Genomic DNA, 21,378 nt, shown 5'->3' with positions numbered 1-21,378 from the left:
CCGTTGTGACTCCATTTTTATCTCGTCCATTGCTCTCGCTGCCATTGCTATTTGGGCATAATTAAATGGTGATTGAACCTAATATATATGAATAAAGGGATTCTCTTTTTATATAAAATTCCAAAATCTTGCAAGAGCAGAACCCCTCGTTTGCAAGAAGGGGAAACGGGGTTGATTGAATTCTACAAACCACACTATTTTGGAAAAATTAATTTTTAAATCGTATCTCTTGCAGTAGAATGAAAAATCATACCCATCAAGTTTAATCAACCTTCGAGTCATAATTTATGTTGCAGCAATATAAAACAGCGGGCGGCGCGGTCATTGAGTATGAAGAGCAGGCTTTATCTTATCCTCATGCGCTTTTACCCTTGCTTGAACGGCTGGATTCCCAGCGTGGAGCTTTATTTGCATCAAGCTTTGAATATCCCGGTCGATACACCTGCTGGGATATTGGTTTTTATAATCCGCCCCTGGCGATTTCCGCCATAAAAAACAAGCTTAAACTTCAGGCGCTCAATCAGCGCGGTGAATTGCTTTTGGCAATGATAAAAGATTTATTGGCAGAAGATCCTGATGTGGCATTGGTGGATTGGGAAAAAACGAGTTTTCGTCTCGCTGTTAAAGATTCTCAAGCAATTTTTACCGAGGAAGAGCGCAGCAGGCAGCCGTCTATATTTTTAGTTCTTCGAAAAATAATCCATTTTTTTAAATCAGATGAAGGCTATCTCGGCTTGTATGGCGCTTTTGGGTATGACCTGATTTTTCAGTTTGAGTCAGTTAAGGCCGCAAAAAGCAGGAATGGCGAACAACGGGATATGGTGTTGTACTTACCCGATGAAATTTTAGTAGTCAATCATCGTAAAGAAGAAGCGTTCATTCGCCGTTATGATTTTTTTTATCAGGGTAAAACAACTCAGGGTCTGGCTCGTGATGGAGAGTATGCGCCTTATCTACCCATCCATAAACCTGAAATCAACGCTGATCATGAACCCGGTGAATATGCAGCCGTAGTCAGCAAGGCAAAATCCTATTTTGCCAGAGGCGATTTATTTGAAGTGGTGCCCAGCCAGACTTTTTTCCGTCATTGCCCGCAGCCTCCCTCTGTTGTCTTTCGCCGCCTGCGCGATGTAAATCCTTCTCCTTACGGTTTTTTAATGAATCTTGGTGAAAACGAATATCTTGCAGGGGCATCTCCTGAAATGTATGTGCGCGTACAAGGGAAACGCATTGAAACCTGTCCCATTTCAGGCACGATTAAGCGTGGAAGTGATGCCATGGAAGATGCGCACAACATTCAAATTCTGCTTGATTCTGAAAAAGAAGAATCTGAATTGACCATGTGTACGGATGTGGACCGCAATGATAAATCCCGTATTTGTGAGGCGGGCAGCGTTCGCGTGATTGGTCGGCGTCAGATTGAACTTTATTCCCGGCTAATTCACACAGTCGATCATGTTGAGGGACAGTTGCGCGAAGGCTTTGATGCCATTGATGCTTTTTTAACCCATATGTGGGTTGTGACTGTAACCGGCGCACCAAAACTTTGGGCAATGAATTTTATTGAAGAGCATGAAAAATCACCCAGAAAATGGTATGGCGGCGCTGTTGGCTGGTTTAATTTTAATGGCAATTTGAATTCAGGACTGGTTTTAAGAACCATGCGGATAAAAGAAGGCATTGCAGAGATCCGTGTTGGGGCTACTTTGCTTTATGATTCCTTGCCGGAGGCAGAAGAAGCTGAAACCCGCCTTAAAGCCGCGGCGATTTTAGACCTCTTGCAAAAACAAGAGGGGAGAGAATCTCATAATACCGCGTTTATGCCGTCCCATGGCCAGGGTAAGAAAGTTCTACTGATTGATCATCAGGATTCTTTTGTCCATACACTTGCGAACTATATCCGTCAAACTGGCGCAAAGGTGCTGACTGTGCGTCATGATAATGCACTGGCTTATTTGGGGCATTCAACCTATGATTTAGTGGTACTATCCCCGGGGCCGGGTAAGCCCTCGGATTTTAATCTTAAAGAAACCATTAAAGCAGTATTAGACAGGCATATTCCTTTATTTGGAGTCTGTCTTGGTTTGCAGGGAATTGTGGAGTATTTTGGCGGGCAATTGAAGGTGCTTGATTATCCGATGCATGGCAAGGCCTCAATGATTCAAGTTTTGCAAAATGACGGATTGTTTTCCGGCCTAGGAGAATCTTTCAGGGCAGGGCGTTATCATTCGCTCTATGCTCCATTGGAAGCCTTGCCTCCTGATTTAACGGCCACGGCTGTCAGTGAAGACGGAATTGTTATGGCGGTATCGCATCAAAGGCTTCCTGTCTTTGCTGTTCAATTTCACCCGGAAACCATTCTGACCATGCATCAACAGGCCGGTTTACGTATTATCAGCAATTTAATGAAACTAGTTGATGCTTATGCGGGATAAGATACTGGTTCTTTATGCGCTTTCTATAGTACTTGGAGCAGTTACTGGCTTTGTCGGCGCATATCTGCAGATCAGCATCCATTTGATGAACAAGTTGCTGGTCAACTGGTTTGCCTATGCAGAATCAAAGAACTGGCCTGTAGGACTTGTATCTGCGCTCACCTCGATGTTTATGGTATTTATAGCCTGGGCCATGGTTAAATGGATTGCTGCCGAGGCCTCCGGCAGCGGCGTGCAGGAAATTGAGGGAACTTTATTGCATGAGCGCCCGATATTCTGGCGCCGTTTACTGCCGGTGAAGTTTATAGGAGGCGTTCTTGCGATTTCCGCTAAAATGGTGCTGGGTCGAGAAGGGCCAACCATTCAAATTGGCGGCAATCTTGGTGAAATGTTAGGCGAATGGTTTTCTATGGCAAGACGAAGACGGGATGCGCTGATTGCATCAGGAGCGGCAGCAGGGCTTGCTGCCGCTTTCAACGCGCCGTTAGCCGGCGTGCTTTTCGTGCTTGAAGAAATGCGCAATGAATTTAATTTTTCATTCATCAATTTCAAAATGGTTGCCATAGCCTGCGTCTCCGCCACCATTGTATTGCATTTAATCATGGGAGCGCATCCCGTCATTCCAATGGACATATTCACCTTACCCAGCCTTGAGTCATTATGGCTTTTTTTTATTTTTGGCATCGTGGTGGGATATGTCGGCCTTTTGTTTAATACCGTGTTGATGAAAACATTATACACCCTTGATAAGTTACCTTCCTGGTTAAAAGATATTTATGTGCTGTTGGTTGGTTTGCTTGTTGGCTTTTCAGCTTATATCTATCCTGGAGCAGTTGGCGGCGGATATGAAATCATCGAGCAATCATTAAGCATGTATCCAGGTCTTGGTATCTTGTCTATTTTATTGCTGGTGCGATTTATTTTCACCATCATGTGCTACGGCACAGGCGTACCGGGAGGAATATTCGCACCCATGCTTGCCCTTGGCACCTTGCTGGGTTTAGCGGCCTCTCATATTCTTCAGGGGTTATCCAATGATATCACCATTCATCCCGGCATGTTTGCTGTGGCTGGCATGGGAGCATTGTTTTCAGCGGCAGTGCGTGCGCCTGTCACAGGAATTATTCTGGTCGTTGAAATGACACAAAATTATTCTTTAATTTTACCATTGATGGTGACTTGCCTGACATCCACAACCGTAGTTCAGTTGGCTAAAAATCCTCCAATTTATACCCAGCTCTTAAGGCGCACTATTAAGAAATCTGAACTGGAAGCGGATAACCAGAGATAAAACCGGAAATATGGGGGTAGTGACCTTCGTTTGCCAACTCACTTTTTTCCTTTATACTATTGCCTGTTGTCCAACGTTCACGACTGCACAGAAAGCGTGATGGCAAAATACACACAACATTCTAAAATAGCGTTCGTTTTAATCGCTCCCCAGGTATTCATAACTTTCCTTTTTTTTATTTGGCCGGCATTGAGCGCCGTCTGGCAGTCTTTGTTTTATAGTGATGCCTTCGGGCTTCATAGTCGATTTGCAGGCTTTGGAAATTTTATTGATCTGTTTTCCACTCCGGAATACAGACATGCTTTTATGATTACATGTGTTCTTTCTTTTTTTGTAACGATCTTCACCTTAAGTTTTGGGCTGGGTATGGCCGTCCTCGTCAATGCCCTGCAGCGAGGCCAGAAGGTATATAAAACGATGCTCATTTGGCCTTATGCGGTGGCTCCTGCAATAGCTGCTATCTTGTGGCGTTTTTTATTTCATCCTACCCTGGGTTGGATTAGCGGCCTTCTGCACTGGTGCGGTCTTGAGTTTAATTACCTTGTGCATCCATATCAGGCTTTGCTGGTCATTATAATTGCCGCAAGCTGGCAGCAGTTTAGCTATAATTTTCTCTTTTATTTCGCAGCCCTTAAGCTGATTCCGCGTCCACTGATTGAGGCGGCCATAATAGATGGGGCATCAAGCTGGCAGAGATTCTGGCAAATTGTTTTTCCTTTGCTCTCACCAACGACCTTCTTTCTGCTGGTGATGAATCTTATCTATTCTTTTTTTGATACATTTGGAATCATTCAGGTACTCACCAATGGCGGGCCTGGGCAGAGCACAACTACCTTAATTTACAAGGTATACCAGGATGGCTTTGTCGGAATGGATCCCGGCATGTCTTCAGCCCAATCGGTCATCATGATGGTTATTGTGGTTGGTTTAACATTGCTGCAATTTAAATATCTTGAGAAAAAGGTTCATTATTGAAGATGGTTTATGCAGTCTTTCCAGATCGGGGGTTCAAGTTCACCGGTGGAGCAACTTGTTTATGAGGTTATTTTCCGGTTCAAAAAAGATGAACAAAAACGACAATCTTTCCATTCATTCCCATGCAATCGCCATCCATCACGCAGGCATGAATCATGACAGCCTGCTGAAGCAGGTTAAGCTTGCAATCCAAAAATGCAAGCATTTATGGCCCTATATGTTATGTTGGATGTTCATCGGGAGCATGTTTCTTCCGCTTTATCTTGCATTGGTTGCGGCCAGCCATGAAGGCAAAGCCTTAATGCAAAGTCCCTTGCCTCTTTTGCCTGGGAAATTGTTAATTCACAATGTCAAGGAGGTATTAAGCAGCGGTTTGGCTGCAACAGGCGGGAAACCCGTGCTGCCAATGCTTATTAACAGTTTTTTGATGGCTTTTTTAATTGCTGTCGGTAAGGTGATGCTTGCGCTATTCTCTGCTTTTTCTTTGGTGTATTTTAAATTCCGTTTTAAAAAAATTTGTTTTGCTATGATTTTTTTGACTTTAATGCTTCCCGTCGAAGTGCGGATTGTACCTACATTTCAAGTGATTGCATCCCTTGGGTGGTTAAATTCCTACGCGGGTTTAACTTTACCGCTAATGGCTTCGGCCACCGCTACATTTCTGTTTCGTCAGTTCTTCCAGACTGTTCCTGGGGAGCTTGTTGATGCCGCAAAATTGGATGGCGCAGGGCCTTTACGTTTTTTCACCGATATTCTTATACCCTTATCCAGACCGCAGATTGCGGCAATGATTATCATCATGTTTGTATATGGCTGGAATCAATATTTATGGCCCCTTGTTATTACCACAGACAGCAAAATGGCAACAATTGTTATGGGTATCCGATACTTGGCCGGAGTGGCTGACCAAATTCCGCAGTGGCATTACATTATGGCTGTAACCATAATTGCCTTGTTACCACCGTGCCTTGTAGTCATTACCTTGCAACGCTGGTTTGAAAAGGGGTTATAATCGCTATGGCTACGGTAAATATGATTTCTGTCAGTAAGATATATGATAAAACAGTTATCTTAAATGATATTAATCTTAACATCGAAAAGGGGGAATTTGTGGCGGTAGTTGGTTCTTCCGGCAGCGGTAAATCAACTTTGCTGCGCATGGTTGCGGGGCTTGAGCAGGTCAGCAGCGGCCGTATTTTAATTAATGATGAGTGCGTGAATCAAATTCCTGCTTCACGTCGAAATATGGCAATGGTTTTTCAAAACTATGCTTTATATCCTCATATGACTGTCTTTGCCAACATGGCCTACGGATTAAAAATGAGAGGAATGAGCAGGCACCTGATCCGCCAACGGGTTGAAGAAGCCGGAAAGCTCCTGCAACTCAGCGATTACCTAAACAGAAAACCCGCGTCTTTATCTGGCGGCCAGCGCCAGCGTGTCGCCATGGGGCGAGCCATGGTGCGCTCTCCCGCGGTGTTTCTGTTCGATGAGCCGTTATCGAATCTTGATGCCAAACTGCGCATGGAAATGCGCCATGAAATAAAAAAGCTGCATCAGAAACTGCAGACCACTTGCCTGTATGTGACTCATGACCAAACGGAAGCTATGACCCTTGCAGATAGGATTGTGGTTTTAAATAAAGGGAATATTGAACAGGTTGGGACGCCGCAGGAACTGTATCAAAGCCCCAAAACGATGTTTGTAGCCGGCTTGATTGGGCATTATCCCATGAACTTTATACCGGCAACGGTGGATTTGCATCATAAAAGGCTCGCAACCAGTGTGGGTATTAGCCTGCCGCTTCCCAGAATGAATCAACCTGTGCTCTCTGGGGAAAATGTCATCATCGGCATACGCCCGGAACATATTACTCCTGCTTCAAGTGAGGACAAAAATTGCCTGTCATCTCAAATAGAATTGATTGATGATATGGGCGCAGACAAGTTGGTTCAGGTATTTACTGAACCAGGGAATCTTAAATTAAGCGTGCGTTTATTTGAAAACAGCTTATCCTTCAAACAAAAATTGTCTCTAAAAATTGATTTACAAAAAGCAGTTCTATTCCACAAAATCAGCGGCAACCAGCTTGGAGCATGGCATGACTGAAAGCAAGCAAGATTTAAAATCCATCAACGCTCCTTTATATGGGTACCTTAAGGCGCTTTATTTATCTTTTTTTTCGCAAAGGCTCTATAAGGATGTAGGCAACCGCTGGCGCGGTTATGGCGTCGTTTATCTTTTATTACTGCTTGCTATCTTAAGCATTCCCATTTCTCTCAGGATTATGCTCGATTTTAATGAGTATTTTAATCAAAATCTCATAGAGCCTTTGCGAAAGTTGCCTCCTATCATGGTGCAAAATGGGGAAGTAAACTTTGATAAACCGATGCCCTATATCATCAAAAATGAGAAGGGGGAGCCGATTGTCATTATCGACACCGAAGGCAAATTTAAAACAATTTTCAATCAATTTCCCAAGCTGGCAATTTTAATTACCAAAAATAAAATTTACCATCGCATCATTCGTCCACGGTTATTTTTTGCCAACGAAGCGCCTTTGCCTGATGAAGTTGCGGTGCAACCCTTGAGCAAAGAAAGCAACGAAATCTTTGTGGCTAAAGACTGGCTTGAAACAAGCGGGGTATTAAAATTCAAATATTTTGCCATGATGGTGATTTATCCTTTGGTTTTATGCTTTTTCTTTGTTTTTTATTTAAGTACACTGCTTGTCTTTGCTTTTTTGGGCCAATTGCTGGCACGGATGTTTTTTGATTTAAAGCTGAAATTCAAGGAGTCCTGTCGAATTTTTGCAGTGGCATCGACACCTCAGGTTGCGCTTTTTATGATGTTGCTCTCAACGGAATTTTTATTTCCCGGTATTGGATTTGTCTGCATCGCGTTGCAATCAATTTATTTTTGCTATGGGGTAATTGCTGTTAAACGTTCCAGATCTGCTTTGGTGTATCGATGAGCGAATTAATTCATTTTGCTCATGGAAACGGTTTTCCATCGCCATGTTATCGCCAAATGTTAAAGCATCTTGAGCAACGCTATGAATATTGCTTTATTGATCGTATCGGCCATAGCTCTCAATTCCCGGTAACAGAAAACTGGCATTTTCTGGTGCAGGAAGTGGCAGAAAGCATAAAGCGTCAAGCCAATAGGCCCGTGATTGCTTTAGGACATTCATTGGGCGGTGTATTAAGTTTTAGGGCAGCAGTTGAATATCCAGGACTAATAAAAGCCGTCATTATGCTTGATTCACCGATATTAGGGCGTTTTAAATCAAATTTATTGCGTTTATCTAAACTCTTAGGCATGATTGACCATATAACCCCCGCTTTTCGTACGCGCGGACGCAGGCTGTATTGGCAAACACGTGAGCAGGCTGAGCAATATTTGCGTGGGAAAAAGTTATTTCGTCATTTTACCGAAGCCTGTCTTCAGGATTATATTGATTATGGAATGATCAAAGATAAAAATGGTTATACCCTGCGTTTTGATAGAAATATTGAATATCAGATTTACAGAACCATCCCGCATATTTTGCATGAATACAAGGGAAGATTGCAGGTTCCAGGAGCGTTAATTCATGGAACCAAAAGTAATGTTGTCGATAGCATGGATATTCGCTATATGAAAAAACAATACGGCGTATCCAGTTATCCAATAGTTGGTACGCATATGTTTCCTATGGAGCATCCTCAAAAAACAGCGCAACTTATCATGAAGGCTTTGGATGCTATAGTTTAAATATAGCCTGGCAAGGAGAAACCAGTGGATATAGCTATTGGGTTAATTGCTTTTTTCGTGATGGCAGGAGTGTTGCTTTTCAATCAGGCAGCCATTACAGTCTGGGCGCTAAGTTATGCGCTTTTTTTTCTTCTTGCTTTAAAATTTCTTGAGCCCGGATTAATTGGGCAATCAGTCTTATGGCTTTTGGCAGGAGTGTTTCTTATCGGTGTGGTAAAACCCTTGCGCTGCTTTTTATTTTCACGCCACTTATTCAAGCTTGCAAAATCTTCAATACCCAAAATTTCTGCTACTGAACGGGAAGCGCTTGAAGCGGGCATGGTAGGCTGGGAAGGGGAGCTATTCAGCGGCACGCCCGAGTTGGATGAACTATTTAGGATCCCCAATGGTTTATTAACTGATGAAGAAATGTCATTTATTAACGGGCCTGTTAACGAACTCTGCCGTATGATCGATGACTGGGATATTACCCATAATCTTGCCGACTTGCCCCCCGAAGTATGGGAATATGTGAAGTCTCAAGGATTTTTAGGAATGATTATTCCCAAAGAGTACGGAGGGCTTGGATTTTCCGCAACCGCGCAAAAGACGGTTTTGTCTATCCTTTACGGCCGTTCCATTACTTTAGCTTCAACTGTTGCAGTGCCTAATTCCTTAGGTCCTGCAGAACTGCTCTTGAAATATGGTACTTCCTCGCAAAAAAATTATTATTTGCCCCGCTTGGCTGACGGCAGGGAAATACCCTGTTTTGCCCTGACAGCGCCCGATGCTGGTTCTGACGCGGCTTCTATTTCAGATACGGGTATCATCACAAAACGGCGAATTAATGGCGAGGAAGTCACTGGAATTTTGTTAAACTGGAATAAACGTTATATCACGTTAGCCCCTGTGGCCACCATCATTGGTTTGGCATTTAGATTGTTTGATCCAGATAATGTTTTAGGAAAAGGTTACGATGTTGGCATAAGTTGCGCTTTAATACCCGCTGATACCAAAGGGGTAAGCAGAGGGCGCCGCCATTTCCCGTTGAATATTGTTTTTCAAAATGGTCCAACACAAGGCAGAAATGTATTTATCCCGCTGAGTTATCTAATTGGCGGAGAAAAAATGGCAGGCTCAGGCTGGCGCATGCTGATGGAATGTTTAAGCGTTGGCCGCGCTATTTCTTTACCGTCCAGCGCATTAGGCGGTGCCCAGGCCGCAAGCCTTGCTTCTGGAGCTTATTCTCGAATTCGAAAACAATTTAATCAACCTATTTGCAAGTTCGAAGGAATAGAAGAGCCGCTTTCACGCATAGCAGGATATACATATATTATTGATTCAGCTTTAGCAATGACGACTGCTGCTATTGATCAAGGCGCAAAATCAGGGATTGCGGGGGCAATTCTAAAGTACCACACAACGGAGCTTGCCCGTAAAATTTCACTGGATGCCATGGACATTCATGGAGGCAAAGGCATTTGCCTTGGCCCTAATAATTATCTCGGCAGGGGATATCAGGGAGCGCCAATCAGCATTACGGTCGAAGGCGCAAATATTTTAACCCGTAATCTGATTATTTTTGGACAGGGTGCGATTCGTTGCCATCCTTATGTATTCCAGGAAATGGAAAGCATTCAAACCAATAATGTTGAGGCATTTGAAGAAGCTTTTTGGCAACATGTCTCATTTTTCCTCGCCAATTTTACAAAATCGATCATTTTTGGCTTTGCTGATAACCAATTTGCGATAAAATCAACGCCCCTTCAGCAATATTATCGTTTATTACGTGGCTACAGCAGCCAGCTTGCTTTTTTGTCAGATTTTGCCATGATGACCTTGGGCGCAAATTTAAAGCGCAAGGAATCAATATCAGCACGTCTTGGGGATGTGTTAAGCAATTTATACCTGCTCTCTGGCGTTCTCCATCATTATCATTGTGCTGGCGAGCCAGAGGATGAGCTCCCATTATTGCACTGGTCATGCCAATATCTGCTCAACCAGTGTGAGCAGGCGGTAAAAGGTGTTATTTGCAATTTTCCAGTGCGCTGGGCGCGACCAATTCTCAAGATATGCTTGCAGCCATTAGGTTTAAGAAGAATCCTGCCGAGTGATAACCTGGCTCATCAGTTGGCGCAATTGCTCACTCGGCCCAATGAAGTTCGTGCAAATCTTACCCGCTATGTGTTTCAAGAAAATAGAGAAAATTGTCCAGTTGGACAACTTGAAGATGTATTCCAAAAGCTTTGTCACGCTGAACCACTTGAGAAAAAACTGAGCCAGGCGGTAAAAGCAGGCATGTTGCAAAGCTTAAGTGTGCTTGAGCAAATCAATGAGGCACAAGAACAAGGCATATTGAGCAAAGAAGAGACAGAATATTTGCAAGAGATTGAACGCTTAAGACAGAAAGTTATCGCAGTTGATGATTTTAGCGATCAGGAACTGATGCGGCAAAAAGGCAATAATCACAGCAAAACCACCAGGGAAAATAATCTTCCGCTAGAGGCGGTTTAATTTGAGTAGACAGCGCTTTTATTTAGTCTACCAGCTCTTCATCAGGCATGGTAACATTAAGCTCAAGCACCGCACTGCCGCCCATCCGCTCCAGGTTGACACTGACTTGGTCATGGCTGATGGGTACATATTTCGCAATTACCGCAAGAATTTCTTCCTGGAGTTTAGGTAAATAATCCGGTTTGTTGTTTTTTGAACGCTCGTGAGAAATAATGATCTGCAGACGTTCTTTGGCAACCTTTGCAGTTGGATTGCGCTTACGTAAATAGTTGAAAATACTCATGCCGGAACATCCTCCTTGTTTTTACCAAATATGCGACGCAATATTCCTTTGCGTTCTGCGTTAATAAACCGCATGGGTCTATCTTCACCCAGGAAGCGGGCAATGGCATCCTGATAAGCAATTCCTGCATCGCTTTGTTCATCAAGCGTGACAGGTGTGCCTGTGTTAGACGCTTTTAGGACAGCTTTCGACTCAGGGATTATGCCAATTAAAGGTATGGCAAGAATTTCTTTCACGTCCTGTACGGATAACATATCACCTTTTGCTACACGTTCTGCATCATATCTTGTAAGCAATAAATGTTCCTTGACAGGTTCTTTTCCGTCTATGGCTCGTTTTGTTTTGCTGCTTAAAATACCCAGTATGCGATCTGAGTCACGTACGGATGAAACTTCAGGATTTGTGACCACAATTGCATCATCAGCAAAATACATAGCCATTAAAGCGCCAGTTTCAATTCCTGCTGGCGAATCGCAAACGATGTAGTCAAATTCCTTGGCTAATTCATTCAGCACTTTTTCGACGCCCTCCAGAGTCAAGGCATCTTTGTCTCTGGTTTGGGATGCGGGTAAAATGTAAAGCTCAGGGATGCGCTTGTCTTTAATCAGCGCTTGCTTTAGACTTGCATCGCCATTGATAACGTTCACAAAGTCGTACACCACGCGCCTTTCGCAGCCCATGATCAAATCAAGATTGCGCAGTCCGATATCAAAATCAATGACCACCGTTTTATGGCCGCGTAATGCAAGGCCGGATGAAATTGCCGCAGAAGAAGTGGTTTTACCCACGCCGCCTTTGCCAGAAGTAACAACGATAATCTTAGCCAACGCTCAGCCCTTCCCTATTGTTGACACATGTGAATTAGCATGGTTTCAGTTTACACGTTCTTGTTTGTTTTATTCAACTATTGTTACCCGTTTAGGATAAATTTTTTTCAAAAGTACATATGTTTAACAGGATCGAGGCATCAATACTTACATATAATTTATATAATTCAACAAATATTCCTAAACTTTCGGCGGGCCTCGGGATCCAGGTGTCAGACAACCGAGCTGCAAGCTATAGCATGCGGCAGCCAAGAATTTTTCATACCTAAGCCCCGTTTCATTTATAAAATATAATTTATTATTTATACAATATGTTGTATAATTTTCGGTTAATTTAATTGTAGGAGGGTGGCATGCCCCTATCTATTATCCAGCAGGCATTAACATTTGATGATGTCTTGTTAATTCCTGCCCACTCTAGCATATTGCCTAAGGAAGTTTCATTAAAAACGAAATTAACTCGTGAAATTGAGTTGAATATGCCTTTGGTTTCCGCGGCTATGGATACTGTAACCGAATCTCGTCTTGCTATTGCCATGGCGCAGGAAGGTGGTATAGGAATCATTCATAAAAATATGAGCATTGCAGCTCAAGCTGAAGAAGTCAGGAAAGTCAAGAAATTCGAAAGCGGCATGGTTAAAGATCCAATTTCAGTAGCTCCAAACTTGACTGTAAAGGAGCTGCTGGAAGTAATGGCGCATCATAACTTTTCAGGTGTACCGGTTGTGGAAGGCGAGCAACTGGTTGGTATTGTTACCAGTCGGGATATCCGGTTTGAAACCAACCTGTCATTGCCTGTCTCTGCCGTCATGACGCCCAAGGAACGGCTGGTAACCGTTAAAGAAGGCGCAAGCCGCGAAGAAATTCGCAGTTTATTGCATAAGCACAGACTGGAAAAACTGCTGGTTGTAAACGAAAACTTTTGTTTGCGCGGATTAATAACTGTAAAAGATATTCAAAAAGCCAAGGAAAATCCTTATGCCTGTAAAGATAGCGCTGAACAGTTGCGGGTGGGGGCTGCTGTGGGTGTTGCTGAAGGCACGGATGACAGGGTTGCGGCATTAGTTGATGCGGGAGTTGATGTTATCGTGGTTGATACCGCGCATGGCCATTCCCAAGGAGTTTTAAACCGTGTGCACTGGATTAAAAAAAATTTTCCAGACATTCAGGTGATAGGCGGGAATATTGCTACTGCGGGCGCTGCAAAAGCGCTGATTGACGCGGGCGCCGACGCTGTAAAAGTTGGAATTGGTCCAGGTTCTATTTGTACGACTCGTATTATTACAGGAGTCGGTGTGCCGCAGATTACGGCCATTGCCAATGTTGCAGACGGCGTAAAAGGTCAGGTGCCTGTGATCGCAGACGGCGGCATTCGATTTTCTGGCGATTTATGTAAAGCTTTGGCTGCAGGCGCACATACCGTGATGCTGGGTTCCATGTTTGCCGGCACGGAAGAATCTCCAGGAGAGATCGAACTCTTTCAAGGCCGCACTTATAAGGGATATCGCGGCATGGGATCCATTGGCGCCATGTCATTGGCACAAGGGTCCAGCGATCGTTATTTCCAGGATGCCAGCGAAGGGACGGAAAAGCTTGTGCCGGAAGGTATTGAAGGCAGGGTTCCCTATAAGGGACCTGTGCAAACCATCATTCATCAAATGCTTGGAGGATTGCGTTCATGTATGGGATATACGGGCTCCGATTCGATCAGTGCGTTGCATCAAAAAGCTGAATTTGTCCAGGTAACCACTGCTGGAATTCGCGAATCGCATGTGCATGATGTCAGTATTACCAAGCAAGCGCCTAATTATCAGATTGATAATTAGGATGTTTATCATACATAGCGAAAAATTTAGTTCTTAAATCAACGCACTGGCAAAATAAATTCATGAATTGTTGTGGTCTATGAAAAATATTAAAAGCAAACCTATAGTTATTCTCGATTTTGGCTCACAGTACACGCAGCTTATTGGCCGGCGGGTTCGCGAAATGGGAGTGTTTTGCGAAATCCATCCCTATAATATGGATAAGGCTTTGTTTGATCGATTGGAACCAAGTGGCTTAATTTTATCGGGCGGACCTTCAACAGTCATTCACGATGTGACGCCAAGAGCGCCAGAATGGGTTTTTGCTGCAAACATACCTATCCTTGGAATTTGCTATGGCATGCAGACCATGGCAGCCCAGCTTGGCGGTGAAGTACAGACTTCCTCGATGCGTGAATTTGGTTACGCCGAGCTTAAATTGCATGGCCATAGTCCATTATTAAATAATATTGAAGACCGTATCTCAGCCAACGGAGATGCATTGCTTGATGTCTGGATGAGTCATGGCGACAAGGTAACCTGCCTTCCTCCAGGCTTTCACGTGATTTGTGAAACGCGCAATGCACCTATCGCGGGCATGGCGGATGAATCGCGGCGCTGGTATGGCTTGCAGTTTCATCCTGAAGTCACGCATACGCTTCAGGGTTCAAGAATTCTACAGCGCTTTGTGATGGATATCTGCAATGCCGAAGCCAATTGGACACCTGATAACATCATTGAACAATCGATTGAGCGGATAAGAACCCAGGTAGGCAAAGAAAAGGTGATACTTGGCCTGTCAGGGGGAGTAGACTCATCAGTTGTGGCGGCGCTTTTGCATCGTGCAATTGGTGACCAATTGACCTGTGTATTTGTAGATACGGGCCTGTTGCGTCTTAATGAAACAGAACATGTTTTAAGCATGTTTAAGCAGCACATGGGCATCAATATCATATCAGTAAAATCAGAGGCTCGGTTTTTACAAGCGTTAAAGGGCGTAAGTTGCCCTGAAGAAAAACGGAAAATTATCGGCCGTACTTTTATTGAAGTGTTTGAAGAAGAAGCTTCAAAAATAACAGATGCTCACTGGCTTGCGCAGGGCACCATTTACCCGGATGTCATCGAATCTGCCGCCACTTCAATACATGGAGGCGCTGAAGTCATCAAATCTCACCACAATGTCGGCGGATTGCCGGAAATGATGCGGCTGAAGCTGATAGAGCCCATACGCGAGCTGTTTAAAGATGAGGTGAGAAAAATCGGTCTTGAATTGGGTCTGCCTTATGAAATGGTTTATCGCCATCCGTTCCCGGGCCCCGGACTTGGCGTACGGATACTCGGCGAAGTAAAAAAGGAATATGCAGATATTCTAAGGCAGGCAGACGCGATATTTCTGACGGAACTTGAGAAAGCTGATTTATATCACAAAGTCAGCCAGGCGTTTGCTGTTTTTCTGCCGGTTCGCAGCGTAGGCGTCATGGGAGATGGCCGACGCTATGATTATGTCATCTGTTTACGGGCAGTGGAAACTGTCGATTTTATGACGGCAAAGTGGGCTCATCTTCCCTGGGAATTTCTAGAGACTGTATCTAACCGTATTATCAATGAAGTTTCAGGCGTATCGCGTGTTACTTACGATATTTCAGGCAAACCGCCTGCAACCATTGAATGGGAATAGCAGCTTGAACAGTGTTGATGCATACTGGATGGCGCATGCGTTAAATCTCGCTTTAAAGGCAAAAGAGCAGGGTGAAATACCGGTCGGCGCTGTATTGATTGGCGCTGATAATGCCTTGCTGGGTGAGGGCTGGAATCAGGTTTTGCAAGCACATGATCCTTCAGCCCATGCTGAGATAGTGGCACTGAGGTCTGCTGCAAATCATGTGCAAAACCACAGGCTTTTAAACGCAACTCTATATGTCACCCTTGAGCCTTGTTGCATGTGCGCAGGCGCCCTTGTTCACGCGCGCATTAAACGGCTGGTATTTGCAACCCGCGATATAAAAGCAGGCGCCGCAGGTTCTATTTATAATTTGCTACAAGGACATCCTTTAAATCATTCTGTCCAAATTGATGAAGGGCATTTGCAGCAGGAATGTGCCGCATTGCTGTCGGACTTTTTTAGGGAAAAGCGTTAATAAAATTGCTCTTGGCTATCCCTGCGGCATCCACAAAGGGAGCCTTGGTTAGGCGCAGATGTTAATCCAGTGGCGGATGATCTTGCAATATTACCCTGGGATTACAAGCTGCGGCCTAATCCGGGTTACTTCTGCCAGGTTTTCAGTACGTTAGTTTTTCAAGCAATTTTTGGCGCAAATATTCCTGGGTGTTATGGTCTAGCAATTTGCCTGCAGCATCGCTTAGATAGAAAGTATCTTCTACGCGCTCTCCGGCGGTGGCAATTTTGGCATGGTGAAGAATGATATTTTCCTTTAGGAAAACCCGGCTGATGTGAGCAAGCAAGCCGGGCTTGTCGCCTGTTACTAAAAACAGTCTTGTGTATTTATATTCTGGATCATTGCTGAAGGTGATTTGCGGTTTAATTTTAAAATGGGCCTGCGTTCTTGTTAGCCGGCGGCTGGATATGTTGGGAAACGTGTTTTTTGCAGATAACGTTTTAAATAATGCTTGCTGGATAGCAGCAATTTTCTGTTCATCAAGAAATGCCTGATTTTTTTCATCAAGAATAATGTAGATATCAAGATCAAACTGGTTGTCGCAGGTCAATATGGTGGCTTCCTGAATTGTGACATGAAAGTTATTCAATACAGTTGTTGTGATGGTAAAACGTGCATCCTGATGGGGCATATAGATGAATACTTCCGTACCGCCCTGACTGTAATGCGGCATGATCAAAATGAGTGGAAATTCCTGGCAGGTCAGTATCGCCTTGGTATGTCTTGCGATGACTTCAGATGATTCATGAAGAAAATACTTGTTTTTCAAGTTGCTCCACAGGTTAAAAATAGCCTGTTTGTCCAGGTTTTCTTTTGCTAAAATTTTAAGCGCCTTCTGGCGGCGCATCTCTATTAAGGCTTTTTCATCAATTGCTGTTATTTCCTCTTGAAAAACTTTTTTCGCCGCATGATACAGTTCTTTGAGCAGAGACTGTTTCCAGTCGTTCCATAATCCGGGATTTGTTGCACAAATATCCGCCACGGTTAAAAGATATAGGTAATCAAGGTAGTGTGAATGAGGAAATTGCTTACAAAACTCCTGAATGGTTTTAGGATCGTAGATGTCTTTTCTTTGCGCAGTAAGAGACATTAAGAGATGATTTTGTACCAGCCAGATCAATAGCTCCTGCTCTGATGCGGTCAACTTATGGCGCATTGCAAACTGCTTTGCCTCAAATGCGCCAATGTCTGAATGATCTCCTCCCTGCCCTTTGCCGATATCATGAAACAATGCGGCCAGATAAAGGATTTCGCGCTTTGCGATTGTTGGCATTAACTCGCAGCAAAGAGGGAATTTGTTTTGATAATCGGGGCTCAAAAAACGACCCAGATTCCGAATGACAAATAAAGTATGTTGATCTACAGTGTATACATGAAACAAATCATATTGCATTTGGCCTGTGGCATGCGAAAAGCAATGCAGGTAATATTCCAGTACACCATATCGGCTCATGCGTTGTAACGCTTCATAGGGATTATAGGGTGTTTTGAAGATGGCAAGAAACGCAGCTTGTATTTTTGTTGATTCGAGAAAATGTTTGTCAATTAAATATAAATGTTCACGAATCAGGCGAATGGTATTGGCCCGAACGCCTTTAATAGCCGGATATTTGGCAATCCACAGAAAGATAGTCAGTAAAGTTTGCGGTCTGTAGGCAAACACTTTGGGGTGCTTTACTTCAATATAGTCATTGGATAACTGAAAACTCTCATCCAGGGGTTTAATCTTTTGTTTTTGGTGGTGAATAATGGTTTCTCTAAACCACTGCAAGAGCATTTCATTTAACTCCCGGCTTCGCTTTATCACTTTAAAATACATTTTCATAAATTGCTCAATTGCCAGCGACTGCCGGCTATCGCTATAACCGAAGAGGGAAGCCAGTTTTACCTGATAGTCAAAGAGGAGCCTGTCTTCTTTTTTTTGGGCTAACAAATGTAATGCAAATCGAACCCGCCAAAGAAAGTGAAGACAAAATATCAGCTCTTCGTACTCTTTAGCAGTAATAAATCCGTAATGAATGCCTTCGGCAAGCTTTTTGATACCAAAATGCCTTTTGCCAATATGGAATAATATTTGTATATCTCTTAGCCCGCCTGCGCCATTTTTTACGTTTGGCTCCAAATTGTAGGCGGTTTCGCCGTATTTCTTATAGCGCTGATGCTGTTCTTGTTGTTTCGCGAGAAAGTATTCATGGCTGGCCCACATATGCAATGCATGCGTCTGATATGCCAGTGCTTCCATAAAATCTCTGTGCCCGCAAATCAAACGCATATCCAGAATGCTGGATATGACGCTGACATCCTGGCTTGCCAATTCTGCACACGCCTCTACTGTGGTAATTTGCTGGCTGACATTGAGGCCGATATCCCAGCAGTCCTGGATGAACCATTGCGCCTGCTGTAATTGGGTCTCAGAAATCGTATTGTCATGCAACAGCAAGAGATCAATATCAGAGTAAGGTTGTAATTCACGCCGCCCATAACTCCCGAGAGCAAGAAGACAGATTTGATGTTTGTCTATTTTGCGCGACTGAAACAGAGTTAATAAAGCTTGATCAATAATGGTGACAAGTTTTTGGGTGAGGGTTGTAATATTTTTATATTTAAAAAATTCATGGTTTAACTCTTCCTTGAGTTTTTTAATGTGTTCTTTAAGTTGCTGCTTATCGTTCTTCATTGCGCAATGTGAGAATTTCAACTCCGTCAGCGGTGACCAGCAATGTATGCTCCCATTGGGCTGACAAGCTGTGATCCCGGGTTACCACTGTCCATTGATCGGGTAATAAACGGGTTTGCGGCTTACCCAGGTTCACCATGGGTTCAATAGTGAAAGTCATTCCTTCTTGTAAGATCTCGCCTGTGCCAGGAGTGCCATAATGCAGAACCTGCGGGTCCTCATGAAATACCCGGCCAATTCCGTGACCACAGTATTCGCGTACCACAGAGCAGCGGTTTTTTTCAGCATGCTGTTGTATGGCATGGCCTATATCGCCAAGCCGCACTCCAGGTTTGACCATATTGATGCCAATAAAAAGGCATTCATGGGCGACGGACACAACATGCTTTGCTTTAATGGAAGGTTTACCCACAAAAAACATTTTGCTGGTGTCGCCATGATAGCCATTTTTGATGACGGTAACGTCAATGTTAATGATATCTCCTGATTTTAGTGCCCGTTTGCCGGGAATACCATGACATACCACATGATTAACCGATGTGCAGATGGATTTGGGAAAACCGTTGTAATTCAAAGGAGCAGGGATTGCCTGTTGTTCATTAACAATGTACTCATGGCAGATGGAGTTAAGTTCGTCAGTAGTGATCCCTTCCTGAACATAGGGTTCAATCATTTCCAATACTTCTGCGGCCAGCCGTCCTGCGATGCGCATTTTTTCAATTTCATCCGGGGTTTTGATCGTTACTGCCATGGTTTAAATCCATAAAACTGTAGATGGTATCATAATGGGTTTATTCATGTGAATAATAATAGGAAGGCTGGTGCTTGCTGTAAAGCGGTATCGCTTGATCGATGATTTTTCATGGGCAGAAGATATACCGAATTAAAAAAAACGCCGACGATTGTCGGCGTATTAAACAGAGGTGAGAAGGATTATTCATCCGTTTCATCGTCGCTGTCATCTTCCATATTTTTCATTTTTTCCATTTTTTCCATCTTTTTTTGCTCCCACTTATCCATCATGGCAGCAAATTTTTCTTTTTGATTTTCATCAAGCACGTTGTAGATTTGATGTTGGGTCATGATTTTGGTTTTCATCATGGATGCCATCAATTCTTTCTTTTGGTTTACCAATTCATCAAGCTTTGCTTGATCCATTTTCTCTGAGCGGACAAGCTCCTTCTTTTGCTGATGCAGGGCTTTCATTTGTTCCCAGGTCGCTTTCATTTGTTCTTTAGCCTGTTTTCTGATTTCCATGATTTTGTTTTTTTGATCTGCAGTCAGATTAAGCTCTTTCTCCATTTTTTGGATATCCATGCATGGACACATTTTATCTGCAAAAGCCACAGGGCTAATGGCCAATGCAAGTGCCATAAGAGGGAGTAAAATAATTTTTTTCATAATCATCTTCCTTAAATTGAGTTGTTGTTAATCCAGAGGCGTCGCCGTCAGCCATGAGTTATGTGAGCCATGCCCCATAGCCAACTTGACGATAGCGTAAGTATAGACCTTCTAAAAAATTTTCCAAGCGGTTTAGGTATCATATTTTCAAGCACAAATGGCAGTAATTAATTGCTGCCCAACTGCAATTTGTGCTATTCTTTGTGCGCATTTTAACGACACACACGTTTCGGCACATGCGATGGGGTCCCGCTGGGGTATCGTATGGGAAGCGTGGAGGCTCAACCCTGGAGATTTTAATGAATGTAAGTATGCGTGAATTACTGCAAGCCGGTGCCCATTTTGGCCATCGAACCATGTTTTGGAATCCGAAAATGGAAGAGTACATTTTCGGGTCGCGAAACAAAATCCATATTATTAATTTGGAAAAAACTCTCCCCATGCTGAATGACGCATTAAATTATGTCGGACGGCTGGCTGCAAACAAGGCTAAAATCCTGTTTGTTGGCACCAAAAGGGCAGCTCAGGAAAGCATTCGTGAGCACGCAAAACGTTGCGGAATGCCTTATGTCGATCACCGCTGGCTGGGCGGCATGTTGACTAATTACAAAACAGTTCGCCAATCAATATTCCGATTGAAAGAACTGAAAAAGATGCGTGACGAAGGTGTTTTTGACACCATGATTAAAAAAGAAGCTTTAATGCTGAATCGAGAACTGGAAAAGCTAGAGCGCAGTCTCGGCGGAATTGAAGATATGGGCGGACTGCCGGACGCATTGTTCATAGTTGATGTTGGTTTTGAGCATATTGCTGTAGAGGAAGCAAGGCGCTTGAAAATACCGGTGATAGGCATCGTTGATACCAATAACGACCCAGATAATATCGATTATGTGATACCCGCCAATGATGACTCAATGCGGGCAATCGAGATTTATGTCCGCTCTGTTGCCGATGCAATCATTGACGCGCAAAAAGGCAACACAGTTGGTAAATCAGCATCTGACGCCGAATTTATTGAAGTTCCAACGGAAAAAGGATCTGAAGGATCCGCAGAATAATTCGATTTTGGAATTTGCTGTCGACAATCAAGCATAAGCTGCCGGAGAACACTGTTAATACGGTTCTTAAGAAAACGGCAGCTTGGGATCAGACTGCTGGTTTGACATTAATCCTAAGTCAACCAATGTACTATACTTTTTTTGGCTGGTTGGAATAGAAAGATATTATACATCTTGCAAACTATCATATCAGTATATTT

At 43.5% G+C, this 21,378-nt stretch carries 17 protein-coding genes; 12 read left to right on the top strand and 5 right to left on the bottom strand.

Annotated elements, in window-relative coordinates; genetic code table 11:
• Positions 1 to 287 precede the first annotated feature (287 nt).
• From Llon_RS04160 to Llon_RS04125, 8 genes are all read left to right on the top strand, one after another.
• A complete protein-coding gene (locus Llon_RS04160) occupies positions 288 to 2,435 on the top strand; it encodes an anthranilate synthase component I (RefSeq protein WP_058528808.1) in 2,148 nt (715 codons plus the stop codon).
• Positions 2,425 to 3,726, top strand: a complete 1,302-nt coding sequence (gene clcA, locus Llon_RS04155; protein WP_058529090.1) for a H(+)/Cl(-) exchange transporter ClcA — start codon at positions 2,425 to 2,427, stop codon at positions 3,724 to 3,726. The genes Llon_RS04160 and clcA overlap by 11 nt, the downstream gene beginning before the upstream one ends.
• Before the next feature lie 99 nt (positions 3,727 to 3,825).
• Positions 3,826 to 4,701 (top strand): ABC transporter permease subunit, encoded by an 876-nt coding sequence (locus Llon_RS04150; protein ID WP_058528807.1) that lies wholly within the window; start codon positions 3,826 to 3,828, stop codon positions 4,699 to 4,701.
• A gap of 217 nt (positions 4,702 to 4,918) precedes the next feature.
• On the top strand, positions 4,919 to 5,713 hold the full coding sequence (ugpE, locus tag Llon_RS04145) for a sn-glycerol-3-phosphate ABC transporter permease UgpE (protein ID WP_058529089.1): 795 nt from the start codon (positions 4,919 to 4,921) through the stop codon (positions 5,711 to 5,713).
• Between the two features lie 5 nt (positions 5,714 to 5,718).
• The gene (locus Llon_RS04140; RefSeq protein WP_058528806.1) at positions 5,719 to 6,810 is read left to right on the top strand and encodes an ABC transporter ATP-binding protein; all 1,092 of its coding nucleotides are present in this window, start codon (positions 5,719 to 5,721) and stop codon (positions 6,808 to 6,810) included.
• Positions 6,803 to 7,675, top strand: a complete 873-nt coding sequence (locus Llon_RS04135) for a DUF1189 family protein (protein WP_058528805.1) — start codon at positions 6,803 to 6,805, stop codon at positions 7,673 to 7,675. The genes Llon_RS04140 and Llon_RS04135 overlap by 8 nt, the downstream gene beginning before the upstream one ends.
• The gene (locus Llon_RS04130) at positions 7,672 to 8,457 is read left to right on the top strand and encodes an alpha/beta fold hydrolase (protein ID WP_058528804.1); all 786 of its coding nucleotides are present in this window, start codon (positions 7,672 to 7,674) and stop codon (positions 8,455 to 8,457) included. The genes Llon_RS04135 and Llon_RS04130 overlap by 4 nt, the downstream gene beginning before the upstream one ends.
• Positions 8,458 to 8,517: 60 nt before the next feature.
• Positions 8,518 to 10,950: an acyl-CoA dehydrogenase gene (locus Llon_RS04125; protein ID WP_058529088.1), complete on the top strand. Its 2,433-nt coding sequence runs from the start codon at positions 8,518 to 8,520 to the stop codon at positions 10,948 to 10,950.
• 22 nt (positions 10,951 to 10,972) lie between these two features.
• Here the strand turns inward: Llon_RS04125 and minE are convergent, their stop codons facing one another.
• Positions 10,973 to 11,233, bottom strand: a complete 261-nt coding sequence (minE, locus tag Llon_RS04120) for a cell division topological specificity factor MinE (RefSeq protein ID WP_058528803.1) — start codon at positions 11,231 to 11,233, stop codon at positions 10,973 to 10,975.
• Positions 11,230 to 12,060, bottom strand: coding sequence for a septum site-determining protein MinD (minD, locus tag Llon_RS04115; protein WP_058528802.1), 831 nt, complete (start codon positions 12,058 to 12,060; stop codon positions 11,230 to 11,232). The genes minE and minD overlap by 4 nt, the downstream gene beginning before the upstream one ends.
• 353 nt (positions 12,061 to 12,413) lie before the next feature.
• On the opposite strand from minD, the gene guaB reads away from it, so the two are divergent.
• From guaB to tadA, 3 genes are all read left to right on the top strand, one after another.
• Positions 12,414 to 13,886, top strand: a complete 1,473-nt coding sequence (gene guaB, locus Llon_RS04110; RefSeq protein ID WP_058528801.1) for an IMP dehydrogenase — start codon at positions 12,414 to 12,416, stop codon at positions 13,884 to 13,886.
• 79 nt (positions 13,887 to 13,965) lie between these two features.
• The gene (gene guaA / locus Llon_RS04105) at positions 13,966 to 15,543 is read left to right on the top strand and encodes a glutamine-hydrolyzing GMP synthase (protein ID WP_058528800.1); all 1,578 of its coding nucleotides are present in this window, start codon (positions 13,966 to 13,968) and stop codon (positions 15,541 to 15,543) included.
• 4 nt (positions 15,544 to 15,547) lie between these two features.
• A complete protein-coding gene (gene tadA / locus Llon_RS04100; RefSeq protein WP_272946907.1) occupies positions 15,548 to 16,003 on the top strand; it encodes a tRNA adenosine(34) deaminase TadA in 456 nt (151 codons plus the stop codon).
• 142 nt (positions 16,004 to 16,145) lie between these two features.
• Here tadA and glnD read toward each other — a convergent pair whose 3' ends face one another.
• From glnD to Llon_RS04085, 3 genes are all read right to left on the bottom strand, one after another.
• Positions 16,146 to 18,719, bottom strand: coding sequence for a [protein-PII] uridylyltransferase (glnD, locus tag Llon_RS04095; protein ID WP_058528798.1), 2,574 nt, complete (start codon positions 18,717 to 18,719; stop codon positions 16,146 to 16,148).
• The gene (gene map, locus Llon_RS04090; protein ID WP_058528797.1) at positions 18,706 to 19,470 is read right to left on the bottom strand and encodes a type I methionyl aminopeptidase; all 765 of its coding nucleotides are present in this window, start codon (positions 19,468 to 19,470) and stop codon (positions 18,706 to 18,708) included. Before map ends, glnD begins: the two co-directional genes overlap by 14 nt.
• 182 nt (positions 19,471 to 19,652) lie before the next feature.
• Positions 19,653 to 20,120: a Spy/CpxP family protein refolding chaperone gene (locus Llon_RS04085; protein WP_058528796.1), complete on the bottom strand. Its 468-nt coding sequence runs from the start codon at positions 20,118 to 20,120 to the stop codon at positions 19,653 to 19,655.
• A gap of 299 nt (positions 20,121 to 20,419) precedes the next feature.
• Here Llon_RS04085 and rpsB point away from each other — a divergent pair, with 299 nt between their 5' ends.
• Positions 20,420 to 21,178: a 30S ribosomal protein S2 gene (gene rpsB / locus Llon_RS04080; RefSeq protein ID WP_058528795.1), complete on the top strand. Its 759-nt coding sequence runs from the start codon at positions 20,420 to 20,422 to the stop codon at positions 21,176 to 21,178.
• Positions 21,179 to 21,378 lie beyond the last annotated feature (200 nt).

It is taken from the genome of Legionella londiniensis (genome assembly GCF_001467825.1).
Classification (GTDB): domain Bacteria; phylum Pseudomonadota; class Gammaproteobacteria; order Legionellales; family Legionellaceae; genus Legionella_A; species Legionella_A londiniensis.
Note: the sequence above shows the minus strand (reverse complement) of the source record. Positions and strands in the feature narration are given on the sequence as shown.